This is a genomic window from Micromonospora sp. NPDC047521 (assembly GCF_055587305.1).
In genome coordinates this window covers 270,019-289,779 of sequence record NZ_JBVJGN010000005.1, presented here as the reverse complement: position 1 = coordinate 289,779, position 19,761 = coordinate 270,019, and the positions used below count along the sequence as shown (strand labels likewise).

General features: G+C 72.6%; 17 protein-coding genes. 9 read left to right on the top strand and 8 right to left on the bottom strand.

Annotated features, from left to right (window positions below):
• The first annotated feature begins 1 nt into the window (after nt 1).
• From ACZ6N8_RS14475 to ACZ6N8_RS14460, 4 genes are all read left to right on the top strand, one after another.
• A complete protein-coding gene (locus tag ACZ6N8_RS14475; protein WP_466010197.1) occupies nt 2-1,171 on the top strand; it encodes a cytochrome P450 in 1,170 nt (389 codons plus the stop codon).
• Between the two features lie 24 nt (nt 1,172-1,195).
• Nucleotides 1,196-2,041: a polysaccharide deacetylase family protein gene (locus ACZ6N8_RS14470; protein WP_466010195.1), complete on the top strand. Its 846-nt coding sequence runs from the start codon at nt 1,196-1,198 to the stop codon at nt 2,039-2,041.
• 69 nt (nt 2,042-2,110) lie between these two features.
• On the top strand, nt 2,111-3,043 hold the full coding sequence (locus ACZ6N8_RS14465; RefSeq protein WP_466010193.1) for an ABC transporter ATP-binding protein: 933 nt from the start codon (nt 2,111-2,113) through the stop codon (nt 3,041-3,043).
• Nucleotides 3,040-3,807 (top strand): ABC transporter permease, encoded by a 768-nt coding sequence (locus tag ACZ6N8_RS14460; protein ID WP_466010191.1) that lies wholly within the window; start codon nt 3,040-3,042, stop codon nt 3,805-3,807. Before ACZ6N8_RS14465 ends, ACZ6N8_RS14460 begins: the two co-directional genes overlap by 4 nt.
• 31 nt (nt 3,808-3,838) lie before the next feature.
• On the opposite strand, the gene ACZ6N8_RS14455 is transcribed toward ACZ6N8_RS14460, so the two are convergent.
• From ACZ6N8_RS14455 to ACZ6N8_RS14440, 4 genes are read right to left on the bottom strand one after another with little or no spacing between them, the layout of a single operon-like run.
• Nucleotides 3,839-4,510 (bottom strand): response regulator, encoded by a 672-nt coding sequence (locus ACZ6N8_RS14455; protein WP_466010190.1) that lies wholly within the window; start codon nt 4,508-4,510, stop codon nt 3,839-3,841.
• Complete coding sequence (locus ACZ6N8_RS14450) at nt 4,507-6,081, bottom strand: histidine kinase (protein ID WP_466010188.1); 1,575 nt, start codon at nt 6,079-6,081, stop codon at nt 4,507-4,509. The genes ACZ6N8_RS14455 and ACZ6N8_RS14450 overlap by 4 nt, the downstream gene beginning before the upstream one ends.
• Nucleotides 6,082-6,135: 54 nt before the next feature.
• A complete protein-coding gene (gene bioD / locus ACZ6N8_RS14445) occupies nt 6,136-6,840 on the bottom strand; it encodes a dethiobiotin synthase (RefSeq protein WP_364375032.1) in 705 nt (234 codons plus the stop codon).
• A gap of 17 nt (nt 6,841-6,857) precedes the next feature.
• On the bottom strand, nt 6,858-8,024 hold the full coding sequence (locus tag ACZ6N8_RS14440; RefSeq protein WP_466010373.1) for an 8-amino-7-oxononanoate synthase: 1,167 nt from the start codon (nt 8,022-8,024) through the stop codon (nt 6,858-6,860).
• 154 nt (nt 8,025-8,178) lie between these two features.
• Here ACZ6N8_RS14440 and bioB point away from each other — a divergent pair, with 154 nt between their 5' ends.
• The 3 genes from bioB to ACZ6N8_RS14425 are packed head-to-tail and all read left to right on the top strand — an operon-like array spanning nt 8,179 to nt 9,882.
• Nucleotides 8,179-9,174 carry a biotin synthase BioB gene (gene bioB / locus ACZ6N8_RS14435; protein ID WP_466010186.1) on the top strand — a complete coding sequence of 332 codons (996 nt, stop codon included), beginning with the start codon at nt 8,179-8,181 and terminating at the stop codon, nt 9,172-9,174.
• Between the two features lie 5 nt (nt 9,175-9,179).
• Complete coding sequence (gene bsaP, locus ACZ6N8_RS14430) at nt 9,180-9,371, top strand: biotin synthase auxiliary protein BsaP (protein ID WP_466010184.1); 192 nt, start codon at nt 9,180-9,182, stop codon at nt 9,369-9,371.
• A 4-nt stretch (nt 9,372-9,375) separates the two neighbouring features.
• Nucleotides 9,376-9,882 (top strand): GNAT family N-acetyltransferase, encoded by a 507-nt coding sequence (locus tag ACZ6N8_RS14425; protein ID WP_466010182.1) that lies wholly within the window; start codon nt 9,376-9,378, stop codon nt 9,880-9,882.
• A 9-nt stretch (nt 9,883-9,891) separates the two neighbouring features.
• Here ACZ6N8_RS14425 and ACZ6N8_RS14420 read toward each other — a convergent pair whose 3' ends face one another.
• The 3 genes from ACZ6N8_RS14420 to ACZ6N8_RS14410 form a co-directional block, all read right to left on the bottom strand.
• The gene (locus ACZ6N8_RS14420; RefSeq protein ID WP_466010180.1) at nt 9,892-10,416 is read right to left on the bottom strand and encodes a DUF488 domain-containing protein; all 525 of its coding nucleotides are present in this window, start codon (nt 10,414-10,416) and stop codon (nt 9,892-9,894) included.
• A gap of 158 nt (nt 10,417-10,574) precedes the next feature.
• Nucleotides 10,575-13,040, bottom strand: a complete 2,466-nt coding sequence (locus ACZ6N8_RS14415) for a non-reducing end alpha-L-arabinofuranosidase family hydrolase (RefSeq protein WP_466010179.1) — start codon at nt 13,038-13,040, stop codon at nt 10,575-10,577.
• 200 nt (nt 13,041-13,240) lie between these two features.
• The gene (locus tag ACZ6N8_RS14410) at nt 13,241-16,138 is read right to left on the bottom strand and encodes a glycoside hydrolase family 9 protein (RefSeq protein ID WP_466010177.1); all 2,898 of its coding nucleotides are present in this window, start codon (nt 16,136-16,138) and stop codon (nt 13,241-13,243) included.
• Nucleotides 16,139-16,569: 431 nt separating this feature from the next.
• Between ACZ6N8_RS14410 and ACZ6N8_RS14405 the strand changes: the two genes are divergently transcribed.
• Entirely contained in the window at nt 16,570-18,135 is a 1,566-nt protein-coding gene (locus ACZ6N8_RS14405) for an aldehyde dehydrogenase family protein (protein ID WP_466010176.1), read from the top strand.
• Nucleotides 18,136-18,191: 56 nt separating this feature from the next.
• On the top strand, nt 18,192-18,596 hold the full coding sequence (locus tag ACZ6N8_RS14400) for a VOC family protein (RefSeq protein WP_466010174.1): 405 nt from the start codon (nt 18,192-18,194) through the stop codon (nt 18,594-18,596).
• Here the strand turns inward: ACZ6N8_RS14400 and ACZ6N8_RS14395 are convergent.
• The gene (locus tag ACZ6N8_RS14395) at nt 18,593-19,669 is read right to left on the bottom strand and encodes a GNAT family N-acetyltransferase (RefSeq protein WP_466010173.1); all 1,077 of its coding nucleotides are present in this window, start codon (nt 19,667-19,669) and stop codon (nt 18,593-18,595) included. The two genes, ACZ6N8_RS14400 and ACZ6N8_RS14395, sit on opposite strands and share 4 nt — an antisense overlap.
• Nucleotides 19,670-19,761 lie beyond the last annotated feature (92 nt).

Genomic DNA, 19,761 nt, shown 5'->3' with positions numbered 1-19,761 from the left:
CGTGCTGTTCCGGAGCTGGGAGTCCGCGGTCGAGGCACCCGGGCCGGACGTCGTCGAGGTGACCGACCACGTCGGCGTACGCCATCTGGTCGTCACCAGGCACGCGCTGGTCCGGCAGGTCCTCGCGGATCCGCTCAGCTACCGGCCGGACAACGCGCTGGACGCGGTGACGCCGATGCCTGTGACGGCGCTGCGGATGCTCGCCGGGCACCGGTTCCGGCTGCCGCCGACCCTCGCGAACAACTCGGGCGCCAGCCATCCGGCGATCCGGGCGATCGTGGCGGACGCGCTGCATCCCGCGCGGGTCGCCGCGCAGCGGCAGTGGCTCACCGCGCTGGTGCGGGACCGGGTCGCCCGGCTCGGCGCCACGCTCGACGCCGGCCGGCCCGTCGACCTGTACGCCGATCTCGCCGCCGACCTGCCGCTGCTGGTGCTGGCCCGGCTGGTGGAGCTGCCGGACGCGCCGGTCGGTGCGGTCAAGGAGTTCGCCCGGGCCGCGCTGGAGTTGTTCTGGGCGCCGCTGGACGCCGACCGGCAGGTGGCGCTCGCCGACGAGGTGGGCAGGTTCCACGGCGTCCTGCGCGACTTCGCGGCCACCGGCGGTGGGCTTGCCGGCGACCTGCGCGCCGCCGGGCATCCACCGGACGTGGTGGTAGGTGCGCTCTTCTTCCTGCTGGTCGCCGGGCAGGAGACGACCTCGCAGTTCCTCACCCTGCTGCTGCACCGGCTCGCCGGCGAACCGGCGGTACGGGACGGGCTGCGGACCGGCGAGGTCGCGGTCGCCGACGTGGTGGAGGAGGGCCTGCGGCTGGAACCGCCGATCGTCACGTGGCGGCGGGTGGCGGCGGTGGACGGCACGCTTGGCGGGACGGACGTGCCGGCGGGCACCAGCCTCGTGCTGTGGCTGGGCCGCGCCGGGCGCGATCCGGCGGTCGTCGAGTCGCCCGACGAGTTCCGCCCCGGCCAGCGCGGATCGCGCCGGCACCTGGCGTTCGGGGCGGGCGCGCACCGCTGCGTCGGTGACGTGCTGGCCCGGATGGAGGCGGCAGTCGTGGTGGCCGAGGCCGCGCCGCTGCTGGACGGGATCCGGGTCGTCCGCCCGCCCTGGTGTCCGGACAATCTCACCTTCCGGATGCCTGACGCCTTCGTGGTGCGGCGGCCCCCGGGCTGATCTCCACTCGGTATGTTTCCGGGCGTGTCCGCCACCCCTTCCCGTCGGATCCGTGTCGTAACAACGCTTCTGGCTCTGTTGGCGCTGAGTGCCTGCACAGCCGGGCCGACGTTCCACGCGCGCCGGATCGCCACGACCCCGCTGCCGACCCCGTCCGCCCCGACGCCGTCGGCCTCGCCGTCGCCCACGGCAAAGCCCACACCGGGGAGCCTGGCCTGGTACGTGTCCCAGGTGCCGACGTTCCCGCCCGCGCCGCCACCGCAGCCGGTGCCGCTGCCGGCGACCGGGCCGGCCCCGTTCTGGCACCGACTGCCGACCGAGCAGCCTGTCGCCTTCATCACCATCGACGACGGCGGGCTGGCCCGACCACCCGCCGTGATCGACTTCATCCGGGAGGCGCGCATCCCGGTCACGATGTTCCTCAACTCGCCTGCGGCGCAGGAGCACACCGACTACTTCCGGCAGATCGAGGCGGCCGGTGGGGTCGTCGAGAACCACACGATCACGCACACCTCGCTGGCCGGCCGGTCGTACGCCTTCCAGAGGCAGGAGATCTGCGGGGCGGCGGACCGGTTGGAGACCCTGTTCGGCAGGCGACCCACCCTGTTCCGCCCGCCGTTCGGCAACCGCGACGCCAGCACCCTGCGGGCGGCGCACGACTGCGGCATGAGGGCGGTCTTCCACTGGTCCGAGACCGTCCACGAGGGGAAGGTGCGCTACCAGACCCCGGAGAAGGTCGTACGCCCCGGCGACGTGCTGCTCATGCACTTCCGGCCGGCACTCATGGATGACCTGCTGGGAGCGTTGAAGGCGATCCACCGGGCCGGGCTCACGCCGGCGCTGCTGGAGGACTACCTGCCGCTGACCTGACCAAAGTAAGGGTCGGGTGGTGCCGTTCGGGCGCGGTGGGACGACCTCCCGCACGCCTACCGTCACCGCATGATCACATTACGTGGGTTGACGAAACGGTTCGGTGCGACAGTCGCTGTCGACGCCCTGACCGTCGACGTCGCACCCGGCCGGGTCACCGGGTTCCTCGGCCCCAACGGCGCCGGCAAGTCCACCACCATGCGGATGATCCTCGGACTGGACCGGCCCACCGCCGGGCAGGCCCTCGTCGGCGGACGGCCGTACCGGGAGCTGCGCCGGCCGCTGCGCGAGGTGGGCGCGCTTCTCGACGCCCGCGCCATCCACCCGGCCCGGTCCGGACGGGCGCACCTGCTGGCCATGGCCCGCAGCAACGGGATCCCGGCCGGGCGGGTCGACGAGGTGCTGGACATCGTCGGGCTGGACGGACCGGCCGCCGGGAAACCCGGCCGGACCCTGTCGCTCGGCATGGGCCAACGGCTCGGCATCGCCGGCGCGCTGCTCGGCGACCCGCCGGTGCTGATGTTCGACGAGCCGGTCAACGGCCTCGACCCGGACGGGGTGCGCTGGGTCCGTCAGCTCACCCGCTCGCTGGCCGACGAGGGACGTACCGTCTTCGTCTCCAGCCATTTGATGAGCGAGATGCAGCTCACCGCCGACCAGCTCGTGGTGATCGGCCGGGGCCGGCTGCTCGCCGACGCCCCGGTCGCCGAGGTGATCGCGGGCAGCGGGGTGGCGGTCCGCGTCCGCAGCCCGCACCCGGACGGCCTGGCCACCCTGGCCGCGCACCTCACCGCCGCCGGGGCCACCGTCGAGCCGGCCGGCCCGGACGAGCTGACCGTCACCGGCACCACCGCCGACCGCGTCGGCGACCTGGCACACGAGCTGGGGGTACGACTGCACGAGCTGAGCGCGCACGGCGCCTCGCTGGAGCAGGCGTTCATGGAGCTGACCGCCGACAGCGTCGAGTACGCGGGCGGCCCGACCGGAGGTGGCACCCGATGAACGGCTCTCTGCGCGGCGCGGTGGCCGCCGAGTGGACCAAGCTCTCCTCGGTCCGGAGCACCTGGTGGACCGTCCTGGCCGGGCTGCTGCTGATGGCGGCGAGCGCCGGGCAGCTGGCCATCTACGTCGCCAACGGCAACACCAACGACGACCTCACCGACAACGCGGGTGTCGTCACCGTCGGCAGTGTGGTGATCGACGCGGTCGAGCTGACCCAGTACGCGGTGCTGGCGCTGGGCCTGCTGGCGGTCACCGCCGAGTTCACCAGCGGCACCATCCGGACCACCCTGCAGTGCACCCCGTCGCGCGGTCGCGTACTGCTGGCCAAGGCCGTGGTCGCCGGTGCGGTGACCTTCGTGCTCGGGCTGCTGCTGGGCGGTGTCGGCACAGTGGTCGCCCGGCCGGTCCTCGGCGAGTGGGGCACCGCGCCGGCCGCCGACACGATCGGCGACATCGTGGCGGTGGCGACCTACCTGGCGCTTGTCGGCGTCCTCGCGTTGGGTCTCGGTGCGGCGCTGCGCAGCGCGGTGCTCACGATCATCGTGCTCCTCGCCACGCTGATGATCGTGCCGCTGTCCCTGCAGGAGCCGGACATCGCCGTGCTCAACCGGATCGCCGACGTGTTCCCCGGGATGGCCGGCGGGCACTTCCTGGCCGGCGACACCGACCCGTACCCCGGCGCGGTCGGGCTGCTCCTGCTCGCCGGCTGGGCCGCGGCGGCGCTGCTGCTGGGCCGTGCCGCGCTGCGCCGGCGCGACGCCTGAGTCGCTGAGCGGGGGCCGGACCAGCCCCCGCTCAGCCGTCGACCAGCCCCGCCTCGTACGCGAGGATCGCCGCCTGCACCCGGTTCCGCACGTCCAGCCGGGTGAAGATGCTTGTCAGGTAGCTCTTCACGGTGCCCTCCACCAGATGCAGCCGGCGGGCGATCTCCGCGTTGGACAGCCCCGCCCCGACCAGCGCCAGCACCTCCCGTTCCCGCTCGGTCAACCCGGCGGTCCGGTCCCGCGCGGCCGGTCGACGGGCCAACCGCCCCGCGCCCAGCTCGATCACCCGCCGGGCCACCCGCGGCGACAGGTACGCCCCACCGTCGGCGACCGCGTGCACGCCGGCGATCAGCTCACGCGGGTCGCCGGCCTTGAGCAGGAACCCGTTGGCGCCGTGCCCGAGCGCCCGGGCCACGTGGTCGTCCTCGCCGAACGTGGTCAGCATGATCGTCGCGGTCTCCGGCACGACCCGGCGGATCTCGGCGGCGGCGGCCAGCCCGTCCATCCTCGGCATCCGGATGTCCAGCAACGCCACCCGGGGCCGGTGCGCACGGACCAGCTCCACCGCCGTGTGCCCGTCGCCGGCCTCGGCGACCACCTCGATGCCGGGATCGGTGGCGAGGATGGCCCGGACACCCGCCCGGATCATCGCCTCGTCGTCGGCGAGGACCACCCGCACCTGTCCGCTCGTTTCGGTGATCACTGCGTGATCCGCTCCTTGCTGGCCAGCCGGCCGTCGGTGAAGCAGAGCCGCCACGTCGGCGCGGCGAGCGGGAAATTGCCGTCGGTGTAGTACTCGCAGCCCGGCTCCGACGTCCCGAGCGGCCCGGTGAGCTGTCGGCGGGGCAATCCGGGCAGGTCGGCGCGCGGGGTCCCGGGCCGCATCCGGTCGTACACCGACTCGCTCAGCACCGTGCCGGCCGTGGCGAACGGGTAGTAGACGAGCGACAGCACCAGCGCCAGACCGGCCGGGGCGGCGAGCGCGGTCACCAGGCTGCGCCGGACCCGGCGGCGGGCCTCACCGAGCCGCCGCTCGACCCCACCGTCGTCGTCACCCGCGTCCGGGTCGAGGGGAGCCGCGGACCACCCTCCGGCCGGCACGCCTGTGGACGGGTCGGCGGGCAGGGGCAGCCGGGCCCGCACCTGGAAACCACCGTCGGGGCACGGGCCGGTGTCCAGCACGCCGCCGGCCAGCCGTACCCGCTCGGCGAGGGCGAGCAGCCCGCTGCCCGAGGACGCCGGTACGGGCGGCCGGTCGGCGGGCGACGGCCCGTTGCGTACCCGCACCTCGATCCCGTCCCCTTCGGGGGCGAGGGTGACGGTGACCGGGGCGCCCGGGGCGTACCGGGCCGCGTTGGTGAGCGCCTCCCGGACCACCCGGTGCGCGGCGGCCCCGGTCATCCCGGGCGGCTCGGCGGCGCCGGCCTCGACATCCAACCGGACCGCCATCCCGGCCTCCCGCGCCCCGTCGACCAGGTCGACGACTGTCTCCCCCACCGGCGCGACGCCGGCCGGGCGGCCCTCCTCGCGCAGCACCCCGATGATGTCGTGCAGCCGCTCGGTCGCCGCCGCCACACTGGCCCGCAGCTCACCCACCGCCGCCCGGTGCGCCGGCGGCAGGTCGTCGGCCAGCTCCAGGGCGGCGGCCCGCAACGCGATCAGGCTGAGGTCGTGGCCCAGCGAGTCGTGCATCTCCTCGGCGATGCGGGCCCGCTCCCGCAACCGGATCCGCTCGGCGGCGCCCCGCCGCTCGCGGGTCGACGCCTCGACGTGGCGGCGGGCGGCGTCGGTCAGCTCCCGCTGCTGGCGACGGTACCGGCCCACCAGCCAGGGGAACACGCCTGCGAACAGCAGCACCGAGGCCAGCAGGAACCAGGTGGCCGCGCCGGTGCCGAGCAGCCCCAGGTTCAGCACCGTGCCGCCGACCGCGATCACACCGAAGACCACCGCGGCCGGCGTCGCGCCAGCGCTGCGGCGGCCGGTCAGATAGCTGAACACCGGGATCGCGAAGACGAAGTTGCCGTCCACCAACGAGCCGAGCACCGCCAGCAGCAGTCCGACAAGCGGCCAGCGCCGCGCCGACACCACGGCCACCGCCAGCACCGACAGCGAACCGACAAGCATCGCGACGTCCCACGGCGGGGACGGCGGGCTCAACCTGGCGCCGGCTATCGGGGCGGCGACCACCGCCCAGAGCAGCACGTCCAGCAGTGGACGCCGCCACCGGGACACCCGCCGCGGCGCACCGGGCGCCGGGCGGTCCAGAATCCTCACGGCGGTCAGGCTACCCACGCCCGACCTGCCCGGACACCGACGAAAGTCAGGTGTTCAGCTGCTCTCCTCGGCCCAGGTCCGCCAGTCGTCGAGCACCCCGTGCAGGGCCGGGGTGAGCCAGCCCGGCGCCGACCGCCGGAACACGCCCGGGTCCATGGCGCCGGCGCCGTCGGGCACCGCGCCGAGCAGGTTCGGCACCAGGTCGGTGAGGTTCGTCCAGTGCACCAGCTCCGGCGTGGCCGGCCAGGCGCCGATCACCACGCCCGCCGGCACCGCCCGCCGGTCCAGCGCCTCCAGGGTCAGCGCGGTGTGGTTGAGCGTGCCCAGGCCGGCGCGGGCGACCACCACCGCTGGCGCGCCGAGCGACACCGCCAGGTCGGCCATCGTCCACGGCTCGCCCGACGGGCGCAGGCCCATCGGCACCAGCAGCCCACCGGCGCCCTCCACCAGCACCAGGTCGTGCTTGTCGGTCTCGTCGCGTACGGCGTCCACCGCCGTGTACAGCTCCAGCGGCGGCAGGTCGGCCACCCGGGCGGCGGCCAGCGGCGCCAGCGGATCCGGGTAGCTGGCCAGCGTACGGCCGGTCAGCGGCGCGGCGAGCCGGTTCACCGCGTCCACGTCACCCGGTTCGCCGCTGGCCGTACCCGTCTGGCCCGGTTTGACCACTGCCACCCGCAGTCCGGCGGCCTGCGCGGCTGCCGTGATCGCCGCGGTCACCACGGTCTTGCCGACCTCGGTGTCGGTGCCGGTGACCAGCACCACTCCCTGCCAGGCACTCACGCGACCACCTCGGTATCCCTCGCCGGCACTGGCGCACACTCCACGACGACGTCCAGGGCCCGCTCGAAGGCCGCCCGGGGCACCCCGGCGCTGACCGTGAGCCGCAGGCGGGACCGGCTGTCCGGGGTGGACGGCGGCCGGAAGCAACCCACCGCGACGCCCCGGTCCCGGCAGGCGGCGGCCCAGGCGGTCGCCGCGTCCGGACCGGGGGCGGTCACCGAGATCACCGCCGCGTCCGGAGCGGACACGGCCAACCCGGCGGCGCGCAGCCGACCGACCGCCAGCGCCACCCGGCCGGCCAGCTCGGCACGCCCGTCGTCCCCGGCCCGGGCCAGCCGCAACGCGGCGTGCACCCCGGCGGCGACCGCCGGCGGCAGCGCCGTGTCGAAGATGAACGTACGCCCGGTCTCGACCAGGTGCCTGACGAACTCGGCCGGGCCGGCGACCACTCCCCCCGCACCGCCCAGCGCCTTGGACAGGGTGGCGGTGACCACCACGTCCGGTTCGCCGGCCAGCCCGGCGGCGGCGACCGCGCCGGCGCCTGACGGACCTGTCACGCCGAGCGCGTGCGCGTCGTCGACGAGCAGCAGCGCGCCGTGGCGGCGGGCCACCGCGTGCAGCCGGGTCAGCGGGGCGAGGTCACCGTCGACCGAGAAGACCGACTCGGTCACCACGACCGCCGGGCGGCCCGGGGCCGCCGCGAGCGCCGCGGCGACCGCAGCCACGTCGGCGTGCGCGGTGACCACTGTCTCCGCGCCCGAGATGCGACACCCGTCGATCAGGGACGCGTGGTTGTGCGCGTCGGAGACGAGCAGCGTCCGGGGTTGCACGAGGGCCCGCAGCGCGCCGAGGTTGGCCAGGTAGCCGGAGGAGAAGACGAGAGCGCCGTCGGTGCCCAGCCACCCCGCCAGGTCGGCCTCCAGCGCGTGGTGCGCGTCGGTCGAGCCGCGTACCAGCCGAGACCCGGTGGCCCCCAGCCCGTACGCCGACAGGGCCGCCGCGGCGGCACCGGTGACCTCCGGGTGGGTGGCCAGGCCGAGATAGTCGTTGCCGGCCAGGTCGGTCATGCCGTCGTCGGCGGGACGCGGGTGCAGCCGCCGGGTCAGCCCGGCCTTCGCCCGCAGGTCCGCGCGGCGGTCGAGCGCCGCCAGCCAGTCCGCCACCGTCACCCCTTCGCCGCTGTCCGCGCCGGTCACGCCGACACCCGCCGGGCGAAATTACCACCCGCCGCCAGCGGCCCGACGGATCCACTCGGTGCGAGGGCCTGGGGACGGCGGGTCATTCCGGCTGATCGGGAGGCCTTGTAGGGTACGAGCCATGCCAGAGATCCTCGACCAGGCCCGGACCCAGGTCCTGGGTGACGGTGTCGGCCTCAACCAGGCCGGCATTCTCGCCGTGCTCAGTCTGCCCGACGAGCACCTGCCCGCAGCCCTCCAACTCGCCCACGACGTGCGGATGCGCTGGTGCGGCCCGGAGGTCGAGGTCGAGGGGATCGTCTCGCTGAAGACCGGCGGTTGCCCGGAGGACTGCCACTTCTGCTCCCAGTCCGGGCTGTTCACCTCGCCGGTGCGGTCGGTCTGGCTGGACATCCCGTCGCTTGTCGAGGCGGCGAAGCAGACCGCGAAGACCGGGGCGACCGAGTTCTGCATCGTGGCGGCGGTACGCGGCCCGGACGCGCGGCTGATGAAGCAGATGCGCGAGGGCGTGGCCGCCATCAAGGCCGAGGTGGACATCCAGGTCGCCGCGTCGCTGGGCATGCTCTCCCAGGAGCAGGTCGACGACCTGGTCGACATGGGCGTGCACCGCTACAACCACAACCTGGAGACCTGCCGGTCGTACTTCCCCAACGTGGTCACCACGCACTCCTGGGAGGAGCGCTGGGAGACGTTGCGGATGGTCCGCGACTCCGGCATGGAGGTGTGCTGCGGGGGCATCCTCGGCCTCGGTGAGACCGTCGAGCAGCGGGCGGAGTTCGCCGCGCAGCTCGCCGAGTTGAACCCGCACGAGGTGCCGCTCAACTTCCTCAACCCCCGCCCCGGCACGCCGCTGGGCGACCGTCCGGTGGTGGAGGGCAAGGACGCGCTGCGGGCCATCGCCGCGTTCCGGCTGGCCATGCCGCGCACCATCCTGCGGTACGCGGGCGGCCGGGAGATCACCCTCGGTGACCTGGGCACCCGCGACGGTCTGCTCGGTGGCATCAACGCGGTGATCGTCGGTAACTACCTCACCACGCTGGGTCGGCCGGCGACAGCCGACCTGGACCTGCTCGACGAGCTGAAGATGCCTGTCAAGGCCCTCTCCGCCACGCTGTGACGACCATGACGACGACGCAGGTGTGGTGCGACAGGTGCGGTGAGCCGGCGACCGACGGCGCCCATCCGGGCTGCGCGTCGGCCCGCCGGTTGGAGCCGCCCCGGTACTGCCATTCGTGTCGTCGTCGGATGAAGGTGCAGGTGCTGCCGGTCGGCTGGTCGGCGATCTGCGTCGAGCACGGCGAGATCCGGGGCTGAGCCGATGCTGCGAGGGCGGGCGGTGACCCTGCGACCGGCGACGGACGAGGACGTGCCGGCCCTCGCGGCGATCCGGGCGGCCCCGGAGGTACGCCGGTGGTGGCGCGGCGGCGACGACCTGGCCGACTCGGTCCGCGCCGACCTCGGCGACGACGACCTGGCCCTGTACGCCATCGAGCACGACGGCCGGGTGGTCGGCGCGATCCAGTGGTACGCCGAGTCCGACCCGGACTACCGCCACGCCAGCCTGGACATCTTCCTCGACCCGGCGGTCCGCGGCGAGGGCCTCGGTGGGGACGCCATCCGCACCCTGGCCCGGCACCTCGTCGACGAGTACGGCCACCACCGGTTCACAGTCGACCCGGCGGCGGCGAACAGCGCCGCCATCCGCGCGTACGCCAAGGCGGGTTTCCGTCCGGTAGGTGTGCTGCGGCGCTACGAGCGCGGCGAGGACGGCCGCTGGCACGACGGCCTGCTGATGGACCTGCTCGCCGACGATCTCGTGGAGTGAGCGGGCGCGTCAGCCGTCCCAGCACAGGTGGCCGTCGGGGAGCCGGCGGGCACCCTCGGCGGGCTGGTGGGAGCTGATCCGGCCCTCCGGCATGAGGTGCGCGACAGGCATTCCCCGGCCGAGGGCTGTGACGTCGGCGATGAGTCGACGGTGGCAGCGCCACCAGAGGCTCTCGCTGCACATCACGGCGGTGGTCCGCCGGGTCGCGTCGGCCAGCACCTCGGTGAGCGCCACGTCGAACTCCGGCGTGCGCGTGTAGGCGGCGTATGCCCGGAACGCTGCGACGTTCCACCAGGTGTCCGGCTCCGGCTCGCCGGAGGGGATGTGCCGCCGCCCGCCCAGGCGTGGGTCCCAGCGGTAGTCGATCCCGAACTCGGGGAGCCACCGCTCCAACTCCTCGCGGCGGACGTCCGGGTTGGTGCGGCTGGCCGGGTACCTGCGCACGTCCACGACCAGGGCCACCCCGGCCCCGGTCAGCAGGTCCCCCAGCCGCACCCGGTCGGCCGTACCGTGCCCCACGGTCAGCAGCTCCACCACACTGGTGCCTTGCCCCGAATCCCGCGTGCTTATCCCGGGGCCGTGGCGAGATCTTGGGTACAGGCGAGCGATGCCACCCCATGGCAGATCCCGGGCGGGCGTGCCCGGCACCGTGCGGTGCCGGGCACGCCCCTGTTCTCCGAATCCAGTGACGCCTAGCGCTGGAGGGTCAACACACCCGGCCGCCACGGCAGCAGGTTGTAGTCGCCTCCCGCACTGGGGTTCTTGCCCTGGTACAGCATCTGCAGGTTGCAGGCGTCGACGGTCTTGGTCTGGTCGGGGTTGGTGCGGACCAGGTCGCCGTGACTGATGTCGTTGGTCCACGTCGCGCCGCTGTTGGCCTTGCCGGCGAAGGGGTTGCTCTCGGTGGCGGCCTGCGGGGTCCACGAGCCGCTCAGGCTGTTGGACGTGAACGACCGGAAGTAGCGGCCGTTCGCGCCGATCGCCTCGACGATCATGAGGTACTGGTTCTGGCCCTGCACCTTGTAGACCTCGACGCCCTCGAACAGGTTGTTCGTCGAGTCCGACATGATCGTCGTGTAGGTCGAGCCGAAGCTGCCCGGGAAGTTCCCCAGCGGCATGCTCGACCGGTAGATCTTGCCGTTGTCCCCGGCGAAGAACAGGTACATGTTCTGGTCGTCGCCGATGAGGGTCTGGTCGATCACGCCGTAGGGCGCGTCCGAGAGGGTGGCGGTGGACAGCGTCTGCGCCGAGGACCAGCCGTTGGCGTTCGTCGGGTCACTCGACGTCTTGTAGCTGAACGAGGTCGGTCCCCACTGGTACGCCAGCACCCAGATGTTCTTCGGGGCGAAGTACAGCAGCGTGGGCGCCACCGTGCCCTGGCTCATCCCGGTCTGGCTGGCCGAGGCCATGTCGGACCAGTTGGTGAACAACCCGAAGTTCATCGAGCCGTACTGGCCGCTGCTGTTGACGTTGGACGCGTAGACCAGGTGCTTGCCGTTGTAGACCACGTTTGTGAAGTCCTTGACCGACACCCACCCGTTCTGCGGGTTCGCCAGCGCGCCTGTCGACGACCACCGGTAGGTCGACGGCAGCGCGCAGCCACCCGTCGGCGGCGGCGTGGTGGTCGGCGGGGTGGACGTCGGCGGGGTCGACGTCGGCGGCGTGGTGCCACCGAAGTCGGTCCGCCACTGCTGGTTGGACTGCCCGTGGCAGTCGTACAGCTGGACCTGCTGGCCGTTGCCGGTGCCCCAGACGTCCAGGCACCGGCCGGACTGGACGCCGCTGATGGTGCCGTTGGAGTTGATGTTCCACTGCTGGTTCGCCCCGCTGTTGCAGTCCCAGATGATGATTCCGGTGCCGTTGGCGGTGGCCGCGCCGTTCGCGTCCAGGCACTTGCTGCCGTAGACCCGCAGCTGCTTGTTGCTGGTGTACGTCCACTGCTGGTTCGTCTGACCGTTGCAGTCGTAGAGCTGCACCCGGGTGCCGTTGTTCTGGGTGGCGTTCGGTACGTCGATGCAGCGGCCCGACTGCACGCCGACGATCCGCCCGGCACCGCCGCTCGGCGGCGGGGTCGCGGTCGGGGTCGCGGTTGGCGTCGCGGTCGGGGTCGTGGTCGGGGGGGCCGCGTTGAGCGCGTTGAGGACCGAGTTGTACGCGGCCTTCTTGTTGCCGCCACCGTCGAAGAGCAGCGGGCTCTCGTTGGAGCGCCAGGAGTCACTGTCGCGTACGCCCCACACGGTGATGCCGATGCAGCGCGGCACGTTCAGGCACGCCTGGGTCAGCCCGGCGTACTGGGTGGTGGAGGAGTTGGTGACGTCGACCTCGGTCAGCGCGACGTCCACGCCGAGTGCGGCGAAGCTGGACAGCGTGGTCTGGAAGTTGCTCGGCAGCGAGCTGCCGCCGGTGAAGTGGGTCTGCAGTCCGACGCAGTCAATCGGCACGCCACGGGACTTGAAGTCCTGGATCATGCGGTAGACGCCCTGCGTCTTGCCGTACGACCAGTTCTCGATGTTGTAGTCGTTGTAGCAGAGCTTCACGTTCGGGTCGGCGGCCCGCGCGGTCCGGAACGCCACCTCGATCCAGTCGTTGCCGGTGCCCTGGAGGTTCGACGACCGCCGACTGCCGTCCTCGTTGAACGCTTCGTTGACCACGTCCCAGGCGGCGAGCTTGCCCCGGTAGTGGCCCATCACGCCGTTGATGTGGTCGATCATCGCCTGGCGCAGGTTGCTGCCGTTGAGGCTCTGCATCCACCCCGGCTGTTGCGCGTGCCAGGCCAGGGTGTGCCCACGGACCTTCAGGCCACGCTGGGTCGCCCAGTTGTAGATCTGGTCACCGGAGCTGAAGTTGAACTGGCCCCGCTGGGGCTGCGTCGCCTCCGGCTTCATCTCGTTCTCGGCCGTGATCATGTTGAACTCACGCGCCGCGATCGTGCTGTACGTGGAATCGCCTAGCCGGCCCGCCGCGATGGCGGTGCCGAAGTACCGGCCCGACTGCGCGGCGGCCGCGCCGAGCGTGGTCGCGGCGGCGTTCGCCGAGGGCATCATCACCGCGACGGCGGCCACGGTCACGACGCTGAACGCGCCGGCGAGCAGTGCTCGGACGACGGGCGATCGCCGTCGCCAAGTTCCGCCGTACTGAACGGATGGGCTCGTTTCCATCTTGGCCTCCCTACTTGGCCAACACCCGGAACGCCGAGGCGGGACGACCGGACGTCTCAGTCAGATATTTATCTTGGTCAATGTTCATACCACGCGACCGGTTCCGGTAGCGGAGGTTTCGGAAAAGTTTCGGAAATGTTGGCGCTACGCGGCGTGGCCTGGCCGGTCGCGAGACCGGCCACGCCACGCCCGTCGTCGAGTCAGGCGACCGCGCAGGTGGTGGTGTTGACGGCGAACGCCGTCGGCTTCGGGTTACCGCCGGTGTGGTTGCCGTTGAAGCCGAAGCTCACCGACGCGCCCGGCGCGATGGTGCCGTTGTAGGACAGGTTGGTGGCCGTGACCGCCGCGCCACTCTGGCTGACCGTCGCCGACCAGCCCTGGCTGACGGTCTGCCCGGCCGCGAAGCTGAACCGCAGCGTCCAGCCGTTGATCGCGGTGGTGCCGGTGTTGGTTATCGTGACGGTGGCGGTGAAGCCGGTGCTCCAGTCGGTGGTGGCGTACCCCACCGAGCAGGTGCCGCCGACCGGCGGCGCCGCGGTGGTCACCGCGACCGGCGCGGACGCCGCGGAGGTGTTGCCGGCGGCGTCGACGGCCACCACGTAGAACTGGTACGCCGTGGACGCCGTCAGACCGGTCACCGCGACTGTGGTGCCGGTCGGTGAGCCGACGAGCGCGTCGGTGGCACCTGCCTCGCGGTAGACCCGGTACCCGGTGACGCCCACGTTGTCGGTGGACGCCGCCCAGCTCAGGGTGAACCCGGTGGCGGTGACGGCCGAGGCGACAGGGGTGCCGGGCGTGCTCGGCGCTGTGGTGTCGGCGGTGCCGGCCGGTGGCGTGGTCACGCTGAGCTTCGGCGACGCGGCCGACGTGTTGCCCGCGCCGTCGCGCGCGACGATCGTGTACTCGTACGTCCGCTCGGGCAGCAGCGTCGAAATGGTGATCGAGTTCCCGGTGACGCGTCGGGTCGCCACCACGTCGTTGCCGACCATGAACTCGTTGACGTCGTACCCGGCCAGGCCGCTGCCGCCGCTGTCGGTCGACGGCGTCCAGGTCAGGGTGACCGTGCGGGGGCCGAGGTTCGACGCCACCGGGGTGCCCGGGACGGTGGGCGCCGTGGTGTCCGGAACCACCGGGCCGGGCTCCTCGCCCCAGACGCGGGTGCTGCCGGCGTAGAGCGGCACCTTGCGGTTGGGCCCGGCGGTTGCCTGGTACGACGGGTCGTTTGTCGGGTCCCAGGTGCCGCCCTCCGGCACACCGATCTTGAACTGGACCTCCATCCGGTGCTGCGACTGCCCGGCCGGCGCGATGGTGTAGCCGGTGCAGTCCACCTCGACGAACCAGATGTCGCCGCTGAACTGCCTGGCGGTGGTTGGGGACGGGCAGCCCTGCGTGTACCCGGCGGTGACCTGCACCGGACCGGTGCCGTCGGGCCGGAAGTAGTACCGGAACCTCCCGTTCGTCAGGGCGCGGGCCGGGAACGCGGACTTGTTGTAGACCATCACCTTGAGCCCGGTGGCCCGCGGCTCGGCCTGGGTCACAGTGGTCTCCACCGTCAGCTCGTCCATGTCCGGCGTCTCGACGACCGGGAAGTTGGCAAGCGGCGTGCCGCCGTACTCGGAGGTCAGCCGGACCAGCGCGGACGTGAAGCCGGCGTTGTAGTCGGTGGCGACCTCGTTCATCACGTAGTCCGAGCGGCTGTCGCTGTACGCGTCGTTTGCCGAGGACGGGCCGCCGACAAGCGCGCCGTAGAGGGTGTGCCGGGTCTCGACGGGCACGGTCTGGCTGTCCCACCAGGAGCCGTGCGCGGTGCGGTGGTGCGGGTTCTTCGGTGCGTTGGCCCCGAACCCGATGACGTAGCTGGAGTTGCGCGGGTTGTCGCCGAGCGCGTAGTTGATCTGCCGGACGGCGAAGTCGTGGTAGCGCGCCTTGCGTGTGGTGTCGGTGGTCCTGTCGCTGTAGACCAGCGCCGCGAAGGAGGTGTTGGCCGCGTAGCGCAGCGCACCCCAGGAGTCGAGCACCGCCATCCCGCCCGGCGAGTACGGCACCCGCTGCCCGTCCACCCCGACGGTCCAGTAGTCCAGCCAGCGGTTGGCGTCGTCGACGTACTTCTGCTTGCCCGTCAGGTTGGCCAGCAGCACGTACGCGCCGAACTGCTTGTTGTCCCAGGCGATCGTCCACTTGTAGGAGCGGGTGGTGCTCTGGTTCTCGGTGCCGAGCTTGTCGTACTCACTCTCGGCCTTGGCCAGGTAGCTGGCCTCGCCGGTGGCCCGGTACAGCCAGATCGCGCCCCAGACCAGCTCGTCCTGCCAGCCGCTCCACGACTTGTAGAACGACGCCGCGTCGGTGATGCACTCGCTGTAGGCCTTCCGCACGGTGTCGGCGAACGTGTAGAGCTGCCGGGCGTGGCCGAGCAGCTTGTCCGCGTAGGCCGCGTCGGTGGGCCGGAACACCATCGAGGACGCGGCCATCGCGGCTGCCGTCTCCCCCGCCAGGTCCGCGCCGCCACAGCTCGCATCGATCTTGTACGCGGGCCGCGCCATCGGCATCACCTCGGCCGGACCCCACCACTTGTGGTCGTCGTCGCCCTTGCCGACCTGCCCGTAGAGGACGTTCGCCGACGGGTGCGCCCTGATGAAGTAGTCGTTGACGAAGCGCAGGTTGTTGAGCAGGTGCGGCAGTTGGCCGGAGGCGGTGTAGCCGCTGCGGTACTCCACCGCTCCCCAGGCGAGCATCGTGGCGCTGAACGCCATCGGGAAGCCGAACTTGACGTGGTCACCGGCGTCGTACCAACCGCCGGTGAGGTCCAGCCCGGCGTCCCGGCCGTCGGTGAGGGCACTGTCGCCGCGCCAGGAGACCCGGTTCCAGTCGGGCAGTTCGCCGGACTGCTGGGCCTCGTAGAAGAGCAGCGACTTCTGCAACGCCTCGGCGTAGTTGAAGGACGCCGCCGCGGACGCCGGACCGGACGGCGGTGCGGTGACGGCGAGGGACAGGCCGGTGAGCAGGGCGATGCCGGCGGCCAGCATTCGCCTGGGCCAGGGCTGGTCGGCGACCGGCGACCGGCCGGGTCGGCCGGGAACCGGCCGGGTCAGATGGCGCATGGCGGGCTCCTGTCGGAGGCGCCGCCGGTGGTCGCACCGACGCGGGACGGCGTGGGGGCGGCGTGGCCACCGGCGACGGTGGGGTGGCGGTGTCACCAGGGCAGCCGTGGAAGCGCTCCCATGGATAGTCGACAATGTATCGGCCGTGACGTCGCTTGGGAAGCCCGCAACCGCCGACACCATCTCGGCGCCGGCGTACTCGCGGGTAACCCCGGTGGACGACATCACACCATCGATGCTTTTCTATGCATCGACCATCGTGGCCGCAGCTCAGCCGCTCGCCACCCGAGCGGCCGTCGGGCATAACGGTGCCAACGACGTCCAGCCAGACAAACGTACTGTTGCTGACCCGCTACCGCGCGCGAGACAGTACCGACCATCAGCGGTGCCATCGACGCCGCCGCTCCCCGGTCGACCCTGAGGAGGACGCGATGGCACTACGACTCGCCGAGGGCACCGCCTGGTCCGAGGTCCTCGCCCGCGCGGTGGCTGCCGCGCCGGAGGCGTTCGGCGCCGACGTGGACGGCGTCACCACACTGCACAACCTCGTCGAGGGCGAGTGGCGGGCCGTGGGCCGCCCCGCCCCGGTCCGCACCCCGGTGGACAACACGGTCATCATCAACCTGCCCCGGCTCGACGCCGACACTGCCCGCGCCGCCGTCACGCACGCCACTGCCGCGCACCACGCCTGGGCCCGTACCCCGCTGGCCGACCGCAAGGCCCGGGTCGCCGACGCGCTGGACGCCCTCACCGCCCACCGCGACCTGCTCGCGCTGCTGCTGGTCTGGGAGATCGGCAAGCCGTGGCGGCTCGCCTGCGCCGACGTGGACCGCGCGCTCGACGGCGTCCGCTGGTACGCCGACGAGATCGACCGGATGCTCGCCGACGGCCGCGAGCCCCTGCCCGGCCCGGTCAGCAACATCGCTTCGTGGAACTACCCGATGAGCGTCCTCGTGCACGCCGAACTGGTCCAACTGCTGGCCGGCAACGCGGTCATCGCCAAGACGCCGTCGCAGGGCGGCGCGGTCTGCCTGACCGTCGCGCACGCGCTGATGCGCCGCGCCGGACTGCCCGCCACCCTCGTCTCCGGCGGCGGCGAGGAGCTGTCCGAGGTGCTGGTCCGCGCACCCGAGATCGGCGCGGTGGCGTTCGTCGGCGGCCGCTCCAACGGCGGCAAGGTGGCCGCCGCGCTACTCGACAGCGACAAGCGGCACTTCATCGAGCAGGAGGGCCTCAACGCCTGGGGCATCTGGAACTTCTCCCAGTGGGACCTGCTCGCCGCGCACCTGAAGAAGGGCTTCGAGTACGGCAAACAGCGCTGCACCGCGTACCCCCGGTTCGTCGTGCAACGCGACCTGGTCGACGAGTTCCTCGACATGTACCTGCCGGTGGTGCGCTCGGTCCGCTTCGGCCACCCGCTCGCCGTCGACGAGAACTGGACCGCCGGCGACCCGCTGCCCGAGCTGGACTTCGGGCCGCTGATCAGTGCCGCCAAGGCCGACGAACTGCACCGCAAGGTCGACGAGGCGGTCCGCGGCGGCGCGGTGCCCCTGCACCGGGGCAAGCTGACCGGCGCGCCGTTCCTGCCCGGGCAGGACACCTCGGCGTACGTGGCGCCGTCGGTGCTGCTCGCCCCGCCCGGCCGGTCCCGCCTCATGCACGCCGAACCGTTCGGCCCCGTCGACACGATCGTCGTGGTGGACACCACCGACGAGCTGCTGGCCGCGATGAACGCCTCGAACGGCGCGCTTGTCGCGTCCCTGGCCTGCGACGACGAGGAACTGGCAGGCAAGCTCGCGGTGGACCTTCAGGCGTTCAAGGTGGGCATCAACAAGCCGCGCTCGCGGGGTGACCGCGACGAGGCGTTCGGCGGCCGGGGCGCCTCGTGGAAGGGCGCGTTCGTCGGCGGCGACCTGCTGGTGCACGCCGTCACCGTCGGCGGCCAGGGCCGGCTGTACGGCAACTTCCCCGACTACAGCAGCTACCCCGCCACCTGACCGACACCCCGGTCCCCGCCACGGTGGCGGGGACCGGGACCGCGTACGGTCGACCGATGGCGATGATCGCGCAGCTTTCCCTGGGCGTGTCCGACGCTGAACGAGCCGGAGCGTTCTGGGCCGCCACCCTCGGCTACCGCCGGCGGGGACCCCGCTTCGACAACGACGAGTGGATCGTGCTGGAACCGCCGCCGGGGGCACCCGGCACGGCGATCGCGATGGACCTCAGCGAAAGCCCGGTGCAGGAGTTCCCCCGGCTCCACCTGGACCTGGACGCCGGTGAGCGCCCGCTCGACGAGGAGATCGACAGGCTGCTCGCCCTCGGTGCCCAGCGGGTGCAGTGGCAGCACTACCCCACCGACCCGCACCCGACGGAACCGCCGTACGTGGTGCTCGCCGACCCCGAGGGCAACCGGTTCTGCGTGTCGGGCCGCCGCGAACCGCCCGAGGACTCCCGCTAGCCGCCAGGCGTCAGGACGGCCCCCGGCACGGTCGCCCCGGCCGGGGCGGCGAGCGGGACGGTGAGAGTGAGCAGAGCACCGTCGCGCTCCGCCGTGCCGGGCCGGTCCAGCCGGCGCAGCGTCCGCAGCATCGGCGTGTTCTCGGCGTGGACGTGCAGCACCAGCGCCGCGTACCCTGCCGCGTCGGCGTGCCGGATCAGCCGGCGCAGCAACGCCGAGCCGAGCCCCCGGCGCTGCCAGTCGTCGCGCACCAGCAGCGCCACCTCGGCCTCGTCACCCTCGCCGAGCAGGTTGGCCATGGCGACCACGGACTCCGACGCAGCGCCGGCGGCAGCCGTCGTGGCCAGCAGGGTCAACCCCCGGGCCGGCTCCAGCAGACGGCGCAGCCGGGCCGGCTGGGGCAGCGACGCTCCGCCCAGGTAACGCCGCTGCCGGCTCCGCGGGGAACAACCCTCGTGCAACTCCAGCACGCCCGACAGGTCGTCCGCGCAGGCCGGCCGTACGGCCACCTCGGCGCTGTCGGACAGCACCAGAGTTACCTGTTCGGCCGCCCGCCGCGCCACTGTGGCGCCCAGCTCGACAAGGGCCTGCGCCCGGGCGTACTCCGCCGGGGTGAACGCGGGCGCCGCCCGGCGCAGCGCGAACGAGCCGCCCGCCGGGTCGGCGAGCGACATGCTGGTGCCGGTGACACCCCGCTCGACGCCTGTCGACGCCGGCCGCCAGCTGACCGAGTCGGCGCCGAGCAGCGCGCGCAGCGCCTCGCCCGTCGCGTCCGGGTCACGCACCAGCCGGTTGGCCAGACCGAGCACCCGGGTGGGCTGGTCGACCAGGCCGCGCGCCTCGCTGCGCGCCACCCAGCAGTCCCGTCCACGACCACGCTCGACGGCAGCGACCAGCTCGGCCTCGGCGAGCGTGTCAGGCGCGTCGACCAGGAAGTCGTCCACCGCACCCTGCTCGGTCGGCTGCACCTGCACGGTGAGGATGTTGACCCCGCGCAGCGCGAGGCTCGCGGTGAGCACCGACAGGTAGCCCGGACGGTCGTCCACGGTCGCTCGGATCCGCCACAACGTCATGGTTGGCTCCCTTCCCCGGGTACCACCCTGACCCCCCGCTGTTGCCGCGCGATTGCCCGGCGGTGACGGGTTGCGCTCGGGCCGATGGCCCC